This is a genomic window from Ruegeria sp. AM4, from assembly GCF_056540665.1.
Genome location: NZ_JBQFXD010000003.1, coordinates 106,396 through 120,476, shown reverse-complemented (window position 1 = coordinate 120,476; position 14,081 = coordinate 106,396). Strand labels below are relative to the sequence as shown.

The 14,081-nt window shown below is 59.3% G+C and carries 19 protein-coding genes; 9 read left to right on the top strand and 10 right to left on the bottom strand.

All coding sequences use genetic code 11. From position 1 onward, the window contains the following. The first annotated feature begins 4 nt into the window (after positions 1 to 4). A complete protein-coding gene (gene kdsA / locus ACR0JA_RS08390; protein ID WP_480572698.1) occupies positions 5 to 838 on the top strand; it encodes a 3-deoxy-8-phosphooctulonate synthase in 834 nt (277 codons plus the stop codon). Between the two features lie 15 nt (positions 839 to 853). Continuing rightward, positions 854 to 2,350, top strand: coding sequence for a phosphomannomutase/phosphoglucomutase (locus ACR0JA_RS08385; protein ID WP_480572696.1), 1,497 nt, complete (start codon positions 854 to 856; stop codon positions 2,348 to 2,350). A gap of 29 nt (positions 2,351 to 2,379) precedes the next feature. On the opposite strand, the gene ACR0JA_RS08380 is transcribed toward ACR0JA_RS08385, so the two are convergent. After that, positions 2,380 to 4,341, bottom strand: coding sequence for an AsmA family protein (locus ACR0JA_RS08380; RefSeq protein WP_480572694.1), 1,962 nt, complete (start codon positions 4,339 to 4,341; stop codon positions 2,380 to 2,382). Between the two features lie 97 nt (positions 4,342 to 4,438). On the opposite strand from ACR0JA_RS08380, the gene rimO reads away from it, so the two are divergent. After that, entirely contained in the window at positions 4,439 to 5,836 is a 1,398-nt protein-coding gene (rimO, locus tag ACR0JA_RS08375; protein ID WP_480572692.1) for a 30S ribosomal protein S12 methylthiotransferase RimO, read from the top strand. Positions 5,837 to 5,842: 6 nt separating this feature from the next. On the opposite strand, the gene ACR0JA_RS08370 is transcribed toward rimO, so the two are convergent. Then, positions 5,843 to 6,199, bottom strand: a complete 357-nt coding sequence (locus tag ACR0JA_RS08370; protein ID WP_480572690.1) for a diacylglycerol kinase — start codon at positions 6,197 to 6,199, stop codon at positions 5,843 to 5,845. A gap of 113 nt (positions 6,200 to 6,312) precedes the next feature. Next, positions 6,313 to 6,501 carry a hypothetical protein gene (locus tag ACR0JA_RS08365; RefSeq protein ID WP_480572688.1) on the bottom strand — a complete coding sequence of 63 codons (189 nt, stop codon included), beginning with the start codon at positions 6,499 to 6,501 and terminating at the stop codon, positions 6,313 to 6,315. Positions 6,502 to 6,730: 229 nt separating this feature from the next. Here ACR0JA_RS08365 and ACR0JA_RS08360 point away from each other — a divergent pair, with 229 nt between their 5' ends. After that, positions 6,731 to 6,973: a CDGSH iron-sulfur domain-containing protein gene (locus ACR0JA_RS08360; protein ID WP_480572686.1), complete on the top strand. Its 243-nt coding sequence runs from the start codon at positions 6,731 to 6,733 to the stop codon at positions 6,971 to 6,973. A 69-nt stretch (positions 6,974 to 7,042) separates the two neighbouring features. Here ACR0JA_RS08360 and ACR0JA_RS08355 read toward each other — a convergent pair whose 3' ends face one another. From ACR0JA_RS08355 to ACR0JA_RS08340, 4 genes are all read right to left on the bottom strand, one after another. Continuing rightward, on the bottom strand, positions 7,043 to 7,324 hold the full coding sequence (locus tag ACR0JA_RS08355) for a DUF6455 family protein (protein WP_480572684.1): 282 nt from the start codon (positions 7,322 to 7,324) through the stop codon (positions 7,043 to 7,045). Beyond that, complete coding sequence (locus tag ACR0JA_RS08350; protein ID WP_480572682.1) at positions 7,324 to 7,575, bottom strand: DUF6455 family protein; 252 nt, start codon at positions 7,573 to 7,575, stop codon at positions 7,324 to 7,326. The genes ACR0JA_RS08355 and ACR0JA_RS08350 overlap by 1 nt, the downstream gene beginning before the upstream one ends. A gap of 69 nt (positions 7,576 to 7,644) precedes the next feature. After that, positions 7,645 to 8,013, bottom strand: coding sequence for a YigZ family protein (locus ACR0JA_RS08345; RefSeq protein WP_480572680.1), 369 nt, complete (start codon positions 8,011 to 8,013; stop codon positions 7,645 to 7,647). Then, complete coding sequence (locus tag ACR0JA_RS08340) at positions 8,010 to 8,714, bottom strand: M48 family metallopeptidase (RefSeq protein ID WP_480572678.1); 705 nt, start codon at positions 8,712 to 8,714, stop codon at positions 8,010 to 8,012. The genes ACR0JA_RS08345 and ACR0JA_RS08340 overlap by 4 nt, the downstream gene beginning before the upstream one ends. Before the next feature lie 121 nt (positions 8,715 to 8,835). Between ACR0JA_RS08340 and ACR0JA_RS08335 the strand changes: the two genes are divergently transcribed. From ACR0JA_RS08335 to ACR0JA_RS08325, 3 genes are all read left to right on the top strand, one after another. Next, the gene (locus ACR0JA_RS08335; RefSeq protein ID WP_480572676.1) at positions 8,836 to 9,084 is read left to right on the top strand and encodes a hypothetical protein; all 249 of its coding nucleotides are present in this window, start codon (positions 8,836 to 8,838) and stop codon (positions 9,082 to 9,084) included. Between the two features lie 140 nt (positions 9,085 to 9,224). After that, entirely contained in the window at positions 9,225 to 9,803 is a 579-nt protein-coding gene (locus tag ACR0JA_RS08330) for a nitroreductase family protein (RefSeq protein WP_480572674.1), read from the top strand. Beyond that, entirely contained in the window at positions 9,800 to 10,498 is a 699-nt protein-coding gene (locus tag ACR0JA_RS08325; protein WP_480572673.1) for an EI24 domain-containing protein, read from the top strand. The genes ACR0JA_RS08330 and ACR0JA_RS08325 overlap by 4 nt, the downstream gene beginning before the upstream one ends. A gap of 3 nt (positions 10,499 to 10,501) precedes the next feature. Here the strand turns inward: ACR0JA_RS08325 and ACR0JA_RS08320 are convergent, their stop codons facing one another. Together ACR0JA_RS08320 and mce are read right to left on the bottom strand one after the other, a co-directional pair. After that, positions 10,502 to 10,777: a DUF1467 family protein gene (locus ACR0JA_RS08320; protein ID WP_480572671.1), complete on the bottom strand. Its 276-nt coding sequence runs from the start codon at positions 10,775 to 10,777 to the stop codon at positions 10,502 to 10,504. 9 nt (positions 10,778 to 10,786) lie between these two features. Beyond that, entirely contained in the window at positions 10,787 to 11,191 is a 405-nt protein-coding gene (gene mce, locus ACR0JA_RS08315; RefSeq protein ID WP_480572669.1) for a methylmalonyl-CoA epimerase, read from the bottom strand. Between the two features lie 134 nt (positions 11,192 to 11,325). On the opposite strand from mce, the gene ACR0JA_RS08310 reads away from it, so the two are divergent. Both ACR0JA_RS08310 and ACR0JA_RS08305 read left to right on the top strand, forming a co-directional pair. Next, on the top strand, positions 11,326 to 12,042 hold the full coding sequence (locus ACR0JA_RS08310) for a response regulator (protein WP_480572667.1): 717 nt from the start codon (positions 11,326 to 11,328) through the stop codon (positions 12,040 to 12,042). 1 nt (position 12,043) lies between these two features. Further along, a complete protein-coding gene (locus tag ACR0JA_RS08305) occupies positions 12,044 to 12,169 on the top strand; it encodes a hypothetical protein (protein ID WP_480572665.1) in 126 nt (41 codons plus the stop codon). 60 nt (positions 12,170 to 12,229) lie between these two features. Here ACR0JA_RS08305 and aspS read toward each other — a convergent pair whose 3' ends face one another. Next, a complete protein-coding gene (gene aspS / locus ACR0JA_RS08300; RefSeq protein ID WP_480572663.1) occupies positions 12,230 to 14,005 on the bottom strand; it encodes an aspartate--tRNA ligase in 1,776 nt (591 codons plus the stop codon). Positions 14,006 to 14,081 lie beyond the last annotated feature (76 nt).

Genomic DNA, 14,081 nt, shown 5'->3' with positions numbered 1-14,081 from the left:
ACCCATGAAACATGTAAAAATCGCCGACATCACCGTCGGCAACGATCTTCCGCTGACCGTCATTGCCGGTCCTTGCCAGCTTGAAACAGCAGATCACGCGCAGATGATCGCGGGCGCAATGAAAGAAGCCTGCGAGGCCGTAGGCGCGCAGTATGTTTTCAAGGCTTCATATGACAAAGCCAATCGCACCTCACTTTCCGGCAAGCGCGGCATGGGGATCGATGCGGGCCTCAAGGTTCTCGATGATATCCGTACGGGTATGGGCATCCCGGTCCTGACCGATGTTCATACCGAAGCACAATGTGCCATCGCCGCTGAAGCCGTGGATATCCTGCAAATCCCTGCGTTCCTGTGCCGCCAGACAGATATGCTGCTGGCCGCTGGAAGCACCGGTAAAGCGGTGAACGTGAAAAAGGGGCAGTTCCTTTCCCCGTGGGAGATGCCAAACATCGTCACCAAGATCGAAAGCACCGGCAATCAGAACATCCTTCTGACCGAGCGTGGAACCTCGTTCGGCTACAACACGCTGGTGGCGGATATGCGGTCTTTGCCGCAGATGGCCAAGACCGGTTACCCGGTGGTTATGGACGCGACCCATTCGGTGCAACAACCGGGCGGCCAAGGTGGATCGTCGGGCGGGCAGCGCGAGTTCGCTCCGGTCATGGCGCGCGCGGCGGTATCGCTGGGCGTCGGGGCCGTATTTATCGAGACGCATCAGGACCCCGACACCGCCCCGTCGGACGGGCCAAATATGATCCCGCTGGACCAAATGGGCCAACTGATTGACACATTGATGCGCTTTGATGCGCTGGCGAAAGCCAATCCTGTTCAGATTTAACGACCGAGAATTGTTATGACCAAACCAGCCCCCGAGGTGACCCCGAACACCTGGAATTTCCTGCGTGACCCCATGATCAAGCCCACCGGCTTTCGTGAATATGATGCCCGATGGAAATACCCGGATGAGATCAACCTGCCCGGCATGACTGCGCTGGGTCTGGGGCTTGGAACCCAGATGCACAAGCGCGGCATTGCACCGGTGATCGCGGTTGCAAACGACTATCGTGATTATTCGCTATCCGTTAAGAACGCGCTGATCCTTGGGCTGATGCAAGCGGGCATTCAGGTCAAGGACATTGGCCCCGCGCTCAGCCCGATGGCGTATTTCGCTCAGTTCCATCTGGATGTGCCTGCCGTCGCCATGGTGACCGCCAGCCACAACCCGAATGGTTGGACCGGGGTCAAGATGGGTTTCGAGCGTCCGCTAACCCACGGCCCGGATGAGATGTCCGAGCTGCGCGACATCGTCCTGAACGGCGAAGGTGTCGCACGCGAGGGCGGATCTTATGAATTCGTTGATGGGGTGAAGGACGCCTATATCGACGATCTGGTCGGTGACTTCAAAATGACCCGGCCCCTCAAGGTTGTCTGCGCCACAGGCAACGGAACCGCGTCGGCCTTTGCGCCCGAGATTTTCGAACGTATGGGCGTTGAGGTTGTACCTAGCCACAACCGGCTGGACTATACATTCCCTAACTACAACCCGAACCCCGAAGCGATGGAAATGCTGCATGACATGGCAGATACGGTCAAATCCAGCGGTGCCGATCTGGCGCTGGGATTTGATGGCGACGGCGATCGTTGCGGCGTTGTCGATGACGAGGGCGAAGAAATCTTTGCCGACAAGGTTGGCGTCATCATGGCCCGCGATCTGTCCAAACTGCATCCAGGTGCAACCTTTGTGGCGGACGTGAAATCCACCGGGCTGTTCGCCAGCGACCCAGAACTGCAGGCACAGGGCGTCACGGCGGATTACTGGAAAACCGGTCATAGCCATATGAAGCGACGGGTCAAGGAAATCGGCGCATTGGCGGGCTTTGAAAAGTCCGGTCACTACTTTCTGGCCGAACCCATCGGGCGCGGCTACGACTGCGGAATGCGCGTGGCGGTCGAGATTTGCAAACTGATGGACCGCAACCCGGATCAGAGCATGTCTGATCTGCGCAAAGCCCTGCCGAAAACGTGGTCGACCCCAACCATGTCACCCTATGCCTCGGACACCGAAAAGTATGACATTCTGCAACGGCTGGTCGACAAGCTGGTTGCCAAGGCAGAGGCCGGAGAGAGTTTTGCCGGGCGCACCATCAAAGAGGTCGTGACCGTCAACGGCGCGCGGGTCATCCTGGACAATGGCAGCTGGGGTCTGGTGCGCGCATCCTCGAACACGCCCAATCTTGTGGTGGTCTGCGAAAGCAGCGAAAGCGAGCAGGAAATGCGCGCCATCTTTGCCGATATCGATGCTGTCATCCGCACCGAACCCGGTGTCGGTGACTACGACCAGACGATCTGAACAGGCCGGGGCGCAACCCACGCGCCCCTTCAATCGCCGCCAAACAGTTTCAGCAGCCCTTTCTTGGCCTCGTCTTCAAGCTTGTTTTTCAGCGCATCCTCGATCTGATCACTGTCAGTGATTGTTGTGTCCAATTCCTTCCCGACCTTTTTCAGAACCTTCTGTTTGGCGTCATCTTCCAGTTCTTTGACCTTACCCTCAGCTGCCGCTTCGATCACTTTGGTCAGATCTGGCTTGATCGAAGGGTCGCTCCACGGTCCCTTGATGCGCACCGGAACCGAGATGCCCTCGCCCGAATTGACGCGCAATGCGACAGGCGTGAACAGATAGTCGATGTCGCGCTTACCGATCCCAACGCGGCCTTTGCCGTCGGCCCGGAAATTGTCCAGCTTCATCAGCAGATCATCATTCTTCAGATCGCCATCTGTCATCGTGAAGCTGGCCGTCAGGCTGTTGAACACGGTTGTTCCGCCCGACCCGCCGCCCCGGCCCATCAGTCGGTCAAGGTTAAACCCCGAGATCACGCCCTTGCCCACCGCAATATCCCCCTTGCCACTGAGGGACCGCATGATCTGATCCTCGGTCTGGCCAACGCCCAGAAACTGCAAAGACCCAGAGGCTTTGCCAGACAGCCGCTTGATGTCTCCCAATGTTTCCAGCGCCTGTTTCAGATCGATGTCTTTGGCCGTCAGATCACCGCCGACCGACAACCCATTGCGGTTGTTCGCCACGACCTGACCGTTCAACTGACCGGAAAACAGCGTCGCGGGATGCATTTTCAGAACCGCGCGCGATCGGTCCAGAGACAGCGTAAGATCACTTTTTCCAAGCGTCATGTCTGGCACTGCGATCGAATCCGCACGTAACCGGATTGACGCATTTGCCAGCGCCAGCGCTGAGGCATCAATAGGGTCTTTCGACCATCCATCCGGAGCGCTGGCACCGGAAGCGCCGCCACCCGAGCCAGTACCAGAGCTTTCGCTATCAGCGACGCGCGACAAATCAAGGTCCCCCGCATCAAGGCGCGCGGTGACCTGCGGCGGATCCGCAATGACAATGTCGGCCTCTCCCGTCAGACGGTTGTGATCCAGTTGCGCTGTCATTTCCCGCAGCGCAATGCGCCCCTCTCGCGTATAGGTCATTTGGCCGTCGACCTTTGCGACCCGGCCCAACCCTTGGGGAACGCTGACGCCACCCTGCCCGAAAGCCGCAAGCATCTTATGCGTGTCTTTGGCGGTAACGGTCATCTTGCCGTCCATTTCGCCGGCAAGATTTACACGGCCCGAAAACTCGACACTTCCACCCGGTGCAAGAAGAGACACCTGCAAAGGCGTCACGACGCCTGATGAGAACGCCGGCAGGTCCGGGATCGTCATATCCACCTGCACCGTGCCTCCGGTAACTGGCATCTGCGCCTGCATCTCCATCGGCGAAGACACGTCGGGCCAGCTGGCAAACAGATCGACCTCGGCAAAATCCATGCTGGTGGCGCCGTTTTCGATGTAGATCAGCTTGGCGTCGGACAGTTCCAACCGGTCCAGCGTAACCGGCTTGCTTTCAGCTGCAGGTGCGGAGGTTCCGCCCGACGTTGCCGCCGTGCCGGACGTCGGATTGCCCAGCACCCAGTTCCCGCGCCCGTCCGACACCTCAAGCCGCAGAACGGGATTGTCGGCGACAACACGCTTGATCCGCATTTCACCGGACAGCAGCGCCGATGCATCAACGCCGACCGAAAGGCTCTGTGCACTCAGCATCGGTTCCGGCCCGGCCCAGGATGCGTTGCCAAAAGTCACAGGTCCGGTTTCCATTCCCAGTACGGGCCAGATGGAGAGCTTGACTTCACCTGACAGCGTCAGATCGCGTCCGGTCTGCGCCTTGACCTGTTCTGCAAGGATCTTGCCCAGCTTGTCGGCGGGCATCAGCAGCAAGGCACCGATGACCAGTCCAAACACCGCAACAAGAATGAATAGGAGTCGTATCAGCCACTTCATATCCGCCACCTGCCTTTTCGGCTTTTCTGCTCCTGTTCAGGGTCGGCCCAGAGCGCGACATTTGCAAGGGGAAGCTTTCCCCACTATATGCCCGGCCATGAGTACGAACCCGCCGAACCTCCGACCCGATCTGGCACCTGCCGCCCGGATCACCGATGCGCCGCGCCGCGGCCAGGCCACCCTTGGTATGGTGTCCCTTGGTTGTCCCAAGGCTCTGGTCGACAGCGAGCGTATTTTGACCCGCCTGCGGGCAGAAGGGTACGGCATCTCACCTGACTACGCAGGGGCGGATGCCGTGATCGTGAACACCTGCGGATTTCTCGACAGCGCCAAAGCCGAATCGCTGGACGCGATCGGCGAGGCTTTGGTCGAAAACGGCAAGGTCATCGTGACAGGCTGTCTTGGGGCAGAACCGGATTACATCCGCGAACATCACCCCCGCATTCTGGCTGTTACCGGGCCGCATCAATATGAACAGGTGCTGGACGCGGTACACACCGCCGTGCCGCCCGATCCCGATCCGTTCGTCGATCTGTTACCAGCTTCGGGCGTCAAGCTGACACCGCGCCATTACAGCTATCTCAAGATATCCGAGGGCTGTAACCACAAGTGCAAGTTCTGCATCATCCCGGACATGCGCGGTAAACTGGCCAGCCGTCCAGCCCATGCAGTTCTGCGTGAGGCCGAGAAGCTGGTCGAAAACGGCGTGCGCGAATTGCTGGTGATCTCGCAGGATACTTCGGCCTATGGATTGGATCGCAAGTACGATGTGAACCCGTGGAAAGACCGTGAGGTGCGTAGCCACATCACAGGTTTGGCGCGTGAGCTGGGCCAGTTCGACGCTTGGGTGCGTCTCCATTACGTCTATCCCTACCCCCATGTGCGCGAGTTGATCCCACTGATGGCGGATGCCGGATGCAATGTTCTGCCCTATCTGGATATCCCGTTCCAGCACGCTCATCCGGATGTCTTGAAACGCATGGCCCGCCCTGCGGCCGCAGCGAAGACGCTGGATGAAATCGCCGCATGGCGCGAGGTGTGCCCGGACATCACCCTGCGCTCGACCTTCATCGTGGGCTACCCCGGCGAGACCGATGCTGAATTTCAGACCCTGTTGGATTGGATGGATGAGGCGCAGTTGGATCGCGTCGGCTGTTTTCAGTACGAAAACGTCGACGGCGCGCGGTCGAACGATCTGCCCGATCACGTCCCGGCCGAAATCAAACAGGACCGGTGGGAGCGTTTCATGGAAAAGGCGCAGGCCATTTCCGAGGCCAAACTGGCGGCCAAGGTCGGCCAGACCCTGCAGGTCGTCGTCGATGAGGTCGATGCTGAGGCCGCAACTTGCCGCACAAAGTCAGATGCGCCCGAAATCGACGGCAACCTGTTCATTGACGAGGGCTTTGAAGGGTTGAACCCCGGAGACATCGTGACGGTCGAGGTTGACGAGGCGGGCGAGTACGACCTTTGGGGCCGCCTGTCCGGCGGCGCATAGCTTCGATCAGATCAGGCTGAGCAACGCTGCGGCCCATGCCACGCCCGCAGCGATGGCGGTCAAAGCAACCGCAGCACTTGCGGCATCTTTGGCTTGCCCCGCCAACGTGTGATGGTCGGTCGAGGTATGGTCAACTGCGCGCTCGATTGCGGTGTTGAACAGTTCGGCCACGAGAACCAGCAGACCCAGAACAAGGATCAACGCCCGAAGACCCCCATCAACGGGCAACCAGATCGCCAGCACCGCCGAGATCACGTTGGCCCAGACCCAGGTCCGAAACGAATACTCTTCTCGGAACGTCGCTGCCAGTCCCTGCCAGCTCCAGCGGGTGCGGTCACGCAGCCGGACAAAGAAATTGCGCATCTTCCAGCTCCTGAATTGTGCGTGCCATCGTCTGACGAAGAAAAACCGCCCAGTGGGCGGTTTCTCGTCTGGCGGAGGCAGGCGGCCCGAAATGGGACCGCCTGCGAAACTGTTTATTGAGCAGCCGGGTTACAGACGGTCTGGCCTGCTTCGGTCGTGGCCACATCGTAACCAGCCGGACAGCTTGGAGAGCCGTACTTGTCATACTCAGGTGTGATGTACACCGGGGTCGGCTCTTCCTGCTGCGAGCAAGCGGTCAGTACAAAGGCCGTAGCGCAGATGGCAGCGAATTTGAGTTTCATGTCCGTCAGTCCTCTATTACTTTTCTGATATTGCCCAGTTTTTCGGGGCCGCGATCAGGATAGGCGCAAGTTATCGCTCTGGCAACAGCGTTGATCACAACACCGTGATTTAAGGCGAAACCACGCTGCATCGACGATCCGAGGGGCCAGAAATCTTACGGCAGGCTACCAATTTTTGATCACCGGCTTACACTTTGCCCGTGACATCAGCAAAAGACGGAGTAGCCACATGTCCGAACCCCCGGTAATTGCCCAAAAGACCCCATATCCTGTCGATGTTGTCGAAGGTAAATCCTATTTCTGGTGCGCATGCGGAAAATCCAAGCGACAACCGTTTTGCGATGGGTCACATAAGGATACCGGGTTCGAGCCGGTGAAATACACCGCCGAGGCCAGCAAGAAAGTGTTTTTTTGCGGCTGCAAACACTGCGGCAAACCACCACTTTGCGACGGCACGCACGCCAAGCTTTGATCCAATCAAATCCAGTGGTTGAGTGGTTTTTTGCCGCAAATGAGGCCCACTCGGGAGAATCGGTTTGCGTCAGCCGCCTACCCGCGACTGTCTGACCCGGAGGGTGGCAAACCTGTCCCTGTTCGCGCACTCCATCGGCGTTTGTTTCAAAGTTTCGTTCCTGTCCAGCCAGTCCGGGCAATGCCGGGCCCATTCGCACCCCCGGCATGCTTGAACCATCTCGGCCCATTCCTGCTGTGTGAGGTGCCCGTCTTGATACGCAGCGACAATATCGCTGCCGGTGGCCTGCCCCATACGCAACACCAGTCGGAGGTGGGTCATGGCACGACCCAGTTGCGGCGTCCGCAGCACTAGGGTTGCAGCCTGTGCAGCAATTCCTGGTTGCGGCAATATTCCGGAGTGCGGCGCGAGGGCTGTGCCTGATCCAGAAGCGTCTCACAGTGCCCCGGATTGGGGCAGTTGGTGCATCGCAACACGGCCTCAGAGATCTCGTCGATTTCGATGGCACCGGCGATCGCTGCGTCCTGCAGGTCGACACCAAGTTTCTGGGCCATTCGATCGACAAGACCCGCGTGATGCTTCAGTTGTTTGCGGTCAGGCATACGCAGTCCTTTCCGTTGTGCCTACAGAGGAAAGGTATCGGGGTTTGGGGACTACGCCTTTGATTCAGGTCAAGGACCGGAATCGAGGTGATCCAGATACGCCCGCGTCGCGTCCTGAACGCGGCGGAACCGGTCCCCGCCCAGCTTTTTGCCACCATACCAGCGCGTCACCACGATCAGATGATTTGCAAGCTCGGCCCGTTCCATCATTCGCAGAATGACCATTCCTGCCCCTGCCTCTCCGTCATCCGCCTTGAGCGCGCCTGTCGGCAGAACCGCCGCCCAGGTGTTATGCGTAGCCTTGGCATAGGCTTTGTCGGATTTGAGCTCGGCCAGCATCGCATCAACATCAGCGCGGCTGCTGGCGGACCCGCCAGAGACCGCGTATTTCGACCCTCGATCCGTCAGAATCACTCCAAGGCGCGCCATGTTTGTCATCGCGTCAGCCCCAACTCGGTCGCCGTCTGCAGAACCGCCTGAACCCGCGCAGCATTGGGCGGGTGCGATGCCAGAAACCGGTCGCCAGGGTCGGGGATACGCTGGAAATATTCGGCCCCGATCAGGGGATTGTATCCGGCAGAATTGGTGATGATGGTGCCAAGCTGATCGGCCTCCAGCTCGAACGCGCGCGAATAATACTGCGCGCCAACCTCGGCTCCGATTTCCTGGGCGCGCTCGATCTCGGCGGCGTCCTTGCCCTGACTGCGTGCCAGCTCCCCAAAAATCCGCGCACTTTCCTTGGCATTCTCGGCCTGTCGCGCGATATGGCCCAGAACGTGATGTGCTGCCTCATGCCCCATGACAAATGCCATCTCATCGGCGTTTCGGGTCGACAGGATCATTTCCTGAGTGAAGATGATCAGCGGGCGGCCATTTTCATCCAATGTCTGAAAGGCGTTTGCAGGCGCGCGCGGATCCAAGTCCACCAGAACCACGAAATCGCAGTTCACTGCGCGGGCGCGACGCTGGCATTCTGAACGAGACGCAGCGCCAACCGAAGTGCTCACCTGTTTGAAAGCAGGTGCAACAGCACGCAGATTCGGAGACGAAGGGGTCCACTCTTGCACCGGAATGGCTACAACCGACGTTGTGTCACACGCCGCCAGAAACAGGACCAGCATCAGGGCCAGACGGCGCATTCCATTTCCTTTCAGTCAGTCCTGCCAGCAAGCAACCATAACGCGGCCTTCACAGAGGGGCCACCGTCGAATTCGACCGCAACGGGTTGCAATACCGCCCGTCGCCCGGCAGTGTGACGTCATGTTTTCTATTGAGCATGAATTCGACTCGACGGTGATTACGCTGGTGGACGAAGGCCCCAAGCCTTTGCAAGAGGACATCGTTATCAACAGCTTTGCCGAATGCGTTACGCTCGAGCAATTCGACCCGCGCACCGACAAGATCCAAAAGATAACCCTGTCGCCCGAACAGGTCCGTGATCTGGCCGCTGCGCTGGATTTGCCCGAAGGTGTCTATCAAATTCGCGAAACCGACCCTCAGGATTCTTAAGCCTCCGCCATTTGCCTGCCCGCTTGGACTGACCCCGGGGGGTGCGATTGAATTTGCGGCGGTATTTCGTTCAATTCGCCCTTGAAACCCGACCCATTTGGGCCGAGATAAAGCTCGCCCCATGTAAAGAGAGTTAACATATGTCCCTCAAGAATCCCGCAGCGCTTGAATTTCTGCTGACCCGCCGGTCGCGACCTGCAAAAACGCTGACCGGCCCTGCACCCACGCGGGACGAGCTTATGCCACTTTTGACCGCTGCGGCACGCAGCCCGGATCATGGCAAGCTTGAGCCTTGGCGCTTTGTCGTCCTTGAAAAAGGTGCCATGTCGCGGTTGGCTGATCTGACCGAAATGCGTGCGCGGGCTTTGGGCAAGGGCGAAGATGACATCGCCAAGGCCCGCAGCCAGTTCGATATGGGTCAGCTGGCCGTCGCGGTGATCGAGGTACAGAAACCCTCGGAAAAGATCCCTGCCATCGAACAGACGTATTCCACCGGGGCGGTCTGCCTTGCGCTGCTCAATGCGGCGTTGGCCGCGGGCTGGGGCGCCAACTGGCTGACGGGCTGGCAAGCTCATGATCGCGAGTTCTGTGAACAGGCTTTGGGACTGGCCAAAAACGAACGCGTTGCCGGGTTCATCCACATCGCCACGGAACAGACCGCTCCACCTGAACGCCCGCGCCCTGATATTGCCGCCCTGACGCAATGGGTTTCGGAATGATCATATTCAATGCGTTCTTTGCCGCGCTCGGTCAGATCGGGGATCCCAAATTCCGTTCCGTCCTTTTGCGCGGTGTTGGACTGACAGTGATATTGCTAATCCTGGCCTGCGCGGGCGCGATCTGGGTGATCAATGAGCTGGCGGGTGGCGAGATTTCCCTGCCCTTCGTCGGAACCGTGCCATGGCTGAACGACGTTCTGAACTATTCCGGCATCCTTTTGGTGCTGATCCTGCCGGTCTTTCTGATGGTGCCGGTCGCCTCGGCGATTACATCAATGTTTCTGGACGAGGTCGCACAGGCGGTCGAGGACAAGCATTATCCTTCCCTGCCCCGGGTTCCCGGCATACCGATAGCTGACGCCCTGCGCGACGCCCTGGGCTTTCTGGGGGTGCTGATTGTCGCAAACCTGCTGGCGCTGATCCTCTATGCGATCTTTACACCCCTGGCCCCCTTCATCTTTTGGGCGATGAACGGGTTTTTGTTGGGGCGGGAGTATTTTACGCTGGCCGCGATGCGGCGGCTGGGACGGGACGGAGCGCGTAAATTGCGCGCCAAACATGCGACGACGATCTGGGCTGCGGGCACACTGATGGCGATTCCCTTGTCCGTACCGCTGGTTAATCTGGTGATTCCGATCCTTGGGGCAGCCACATTCACCCACATCTATCACCGTCTATCAGAATCCCGGCGCTGATCCCTATTCGCGCGGCTCCAACTGATTGAGCCAATCAAAATCCCGGACCGTGATCACGCCCGAGATGATGGTCCCGGCGATGATCGCCCATAACACCAAAGAAATTCCGGTCGTAATCCAGAATTTCTTTTTCATGTGGTGCACTTCCGGGGCGCCCGCGTGGGTACCCGGGACGATATCACCCAGATCACCCTGCGTCTTGATCCGCACCGGCAGTACAACCAGCAGGGTCAGAAACCAGATGACGGCGAACAGAACCAGTGCGGCGGTAATGGTCATCGGGGTGCCTCAGACCTGTTCCAACTCGACCAGACAGCCATTGAAATCCTTGGGGTGCAGGAACAGGACCGGCTTGCCATGGGCGCCGATTTTGGGCTCACCGGTTCCCAGGACGCGGGCGCCGGTCTCCTGCAAGTGGTCGCGGGCGGCGATGATATCTTCGACCTCATAGCAGACATGGTGAATGCCACCTGCGGGGTTCTTTTCCAGAAAACCATTGATCGGGCTGTCGTCGCCCAGCGGGTAGAGCAGTTCGATCTTGGTGTTCGGCAGCTCAATGAACACGACCGTTACGCCGTGGTCCGGCTCGTCCTGCGGTGCGCCGACCTTGGCGCCCAAAGCGTTGCGGTATTGGGCCGAAGCGGCCTCGAGGTCCGGCACGGCAATGGCAACATGGTTCAGGCGTCCGATCATCGGTTTTCCTCCGTTCTGCGTTGCAGCGGTTATGGAGGCTGCCTGGTCAAAGGGCAAGTGCGCCAAATTGCCCGTTAACCCTGTGTTAGCCAGGAGTTCCTAGCCTTGGTCATCTGCTGATTAGGAGTTCTGCCATGGACGATTCGGGACCATTCGCCTCTTATCCGATGCCCACAAGGCTGCGGCCGCTGTTGGGTCAGACCATCCTTGTAGTCGAGGATAGCCGCTATGCCTGCGACGCCATCAGGTTGATGTGCCTGCACAGCGGCGCTCGGATCCGGCGCGCGGATTGCCTGAAATCGGCTCGGCGGCATTTACAGATCTATCGCCCCTCGGTGATCATTGTGGATATGGGCCTGCCCGACGGATCCGGTGCCGATCTGATTGCCGAGCTGACAGACGAAATGCCAAGGATCGACGCCATTCTGGGCCTGTCTGGTGACGAAGGGGCCGAGGCTGCCGCAATGCAGGCCGGGGCCGACGGTTTTTTGGCCAAGCCGCTGACATCGCTGGCCCATTTTCAAACCGCCATTCTGACGCTGCTGCCTGAAGATCGACGACCCAGCGGATTGGACGCGGTGCGCGATGACACCGTACATCCGGACCCGATGGCTTATCAGGACGACATGGCCCATATCGCCGATGTGCTGGCGGGACCGGCGGATCAGAATACGTTGGACTACGCGGCTCAATTCCTGCGCGGTGTGGCCCGCGATGCGGACGACACCGTTTTGGCCGAAGCGGCGCAGCAATTAGCGGTTTCTCGCGCACAGGGCGCTCCGGTAACCGCGCAGGCGGCCCGGTTGGCCGGGCTGGTGCAAAACAGATTGCAGCGGCAGGAGGCGATCTGACGTGGAGATCGCCAATTTCGTGACCGCGTCCTTGCTGAGCATCTGGATGTATCGCCAAACGCGGCGCTCGGCCAAAAAGATCCGAAACAGCCGACGGGACCGCACGATATCCTTCGACACCGAATGAACCGCGCCCGCTTACCAGGCGCATGAAACATCGCCCGCGCCAGCGCGGGCGATCCGGCGCCTATTCCTGCGGAATAAGCCGCAGCCCAAGTTCCATCAACTGATCCGAGGTCGGATCCGACGGCGCGTCCATCATCAGATCCTCGGCACGCTGGTTCATTGGGAACATCATGACCTCGCGAATGTTGGCCTCATCAGCCAGCAGCATCACGATCCGGTCGATCCCCGCTGCACAGCCGCCGTGCGGCGGGGCGCCATAGTGGAACGCGTTGAACAGCGCACCAAAGCGGGACTTCACTTCGTCTTCGCCATAGCCTGCCAGCTCAAAGGCTTTCAGCATGATCTCTGGCTTGTGGTTCCGGATCGCGCCCGAAACCAATTCGTACCCGTTGCACGCCAGATCGTACTGATATCCGCGCACGTCCAGCGGATCGCCGTTCAGCGCGTCCATACCCCCTTGGGGCATCGAGAACGGGTTGTGCTCGAAATCGATCGCGCCGGATTCTTCGTCCTGCTCGTAGATCGGGAAATCCACGATCCAGGCGAAGGCGAAGCGATCTTTTTCAGTCAGGTTCAATTCGTCGCCGATCACGTCGCGCGCTTTGCCCGCGACCTTTTCAAAGGCTTTCGGCTTGCCGCCCAGGAAGAACGCCGCGTCACCAACACCCAGCCCCAGTTGCTGACGGATCGCCTCAGTGCGCTCGGGGCCAATGTTCTTAGCCAGCGGGCCGGCGGCCTCCATCCCCTCACCCTGATCGCGCCAGAAGATATAACCCATGCCGGGCAGACCCTCTTTCTGCGCAAAGGCGTTCATACGGTCACAGAACTTACGGCTGCCACCACTCGGCGCTGGGATAGCGCGGATTTCGGTGCCCTCTTGCTCCAGCAGCTTCGCGAAAATCGCGAAGCCAGACCCGCGGAAGTGGTCGGAGACCACTTGCATTTTAATAGGGTTGCGCAAGTCAGGCTTATCGGTGCCGTACCAAAGTGCCGAGTCCTTGTAGGAGATTTGCGGCCAGTCCTGATCGACCTTGCGGCCGCCACCGAACTCTTCAAACACACCGGTCAGAACGGGCTGGATCGTGTCGAACACGTCTTGTTGCTCGACAAACGACATCTCGAGGTCAAGCTGGTAGAAATCGGTGGGCGAACGGTCGGCGCGCGGGTCTTCGTCGCGAAAGCACGGCGCGATCTGGAAATACTTGTCGAAGCCCGAGACCATGATCAGCTGTTTGAACTGCTGTGGGGCCTGCGGCAAAGCATAGAACTTACCCGGATGCAGGCGCGACGGTACCAGAAAATCGCGCGCGCCTTCGGGCGAGGACGCGGTGATGATCGGCGTCTGATATTCGCGGAAACCCTGATCCCACATCCGGCGGCGCATGGATGCGACAACGTCCGAGCGCAGGGTCATGTTCTGCTGCATCGCCTCGCGGCGCAGGTCGAGGTAACGGTAACGCAGGCGGGTTTCCTCAGGGTATTCCTGATCACCAAACACCATCAACGGCAGCTCATCTGCGGCACCCAGCACTTCCAGCTCGCGCACATAGACCTCGATCTCACCGGTTGGCAGTTTCGGGTTCACCAACTCTGGGTCGCGTGCTTTGACGGTGCCATCAATACGGATGCACCATTCGGACCGCACCTTTTCCAACTCGGCAAACGCCGCGCTGTCGCCATCACACAGAACCTGCGTCACACCAAAGTGGTCGCGCAAGTCGATGAACAGCACGCCGCCATGATCTCGGACACGATGCACCCAACCGGACAGGCGGACGGTTTCACCAACATTGGCGGCAGTCAGAGCGGCGCAGGTGTGGCTGCGATAGGCGTGCATGGATCATATCCCTTCGGGCGCAGAATTCGTCGCGCCGATACACCCCGTCAGGCCCGGAAAGTCAAGGCAGGTCGCA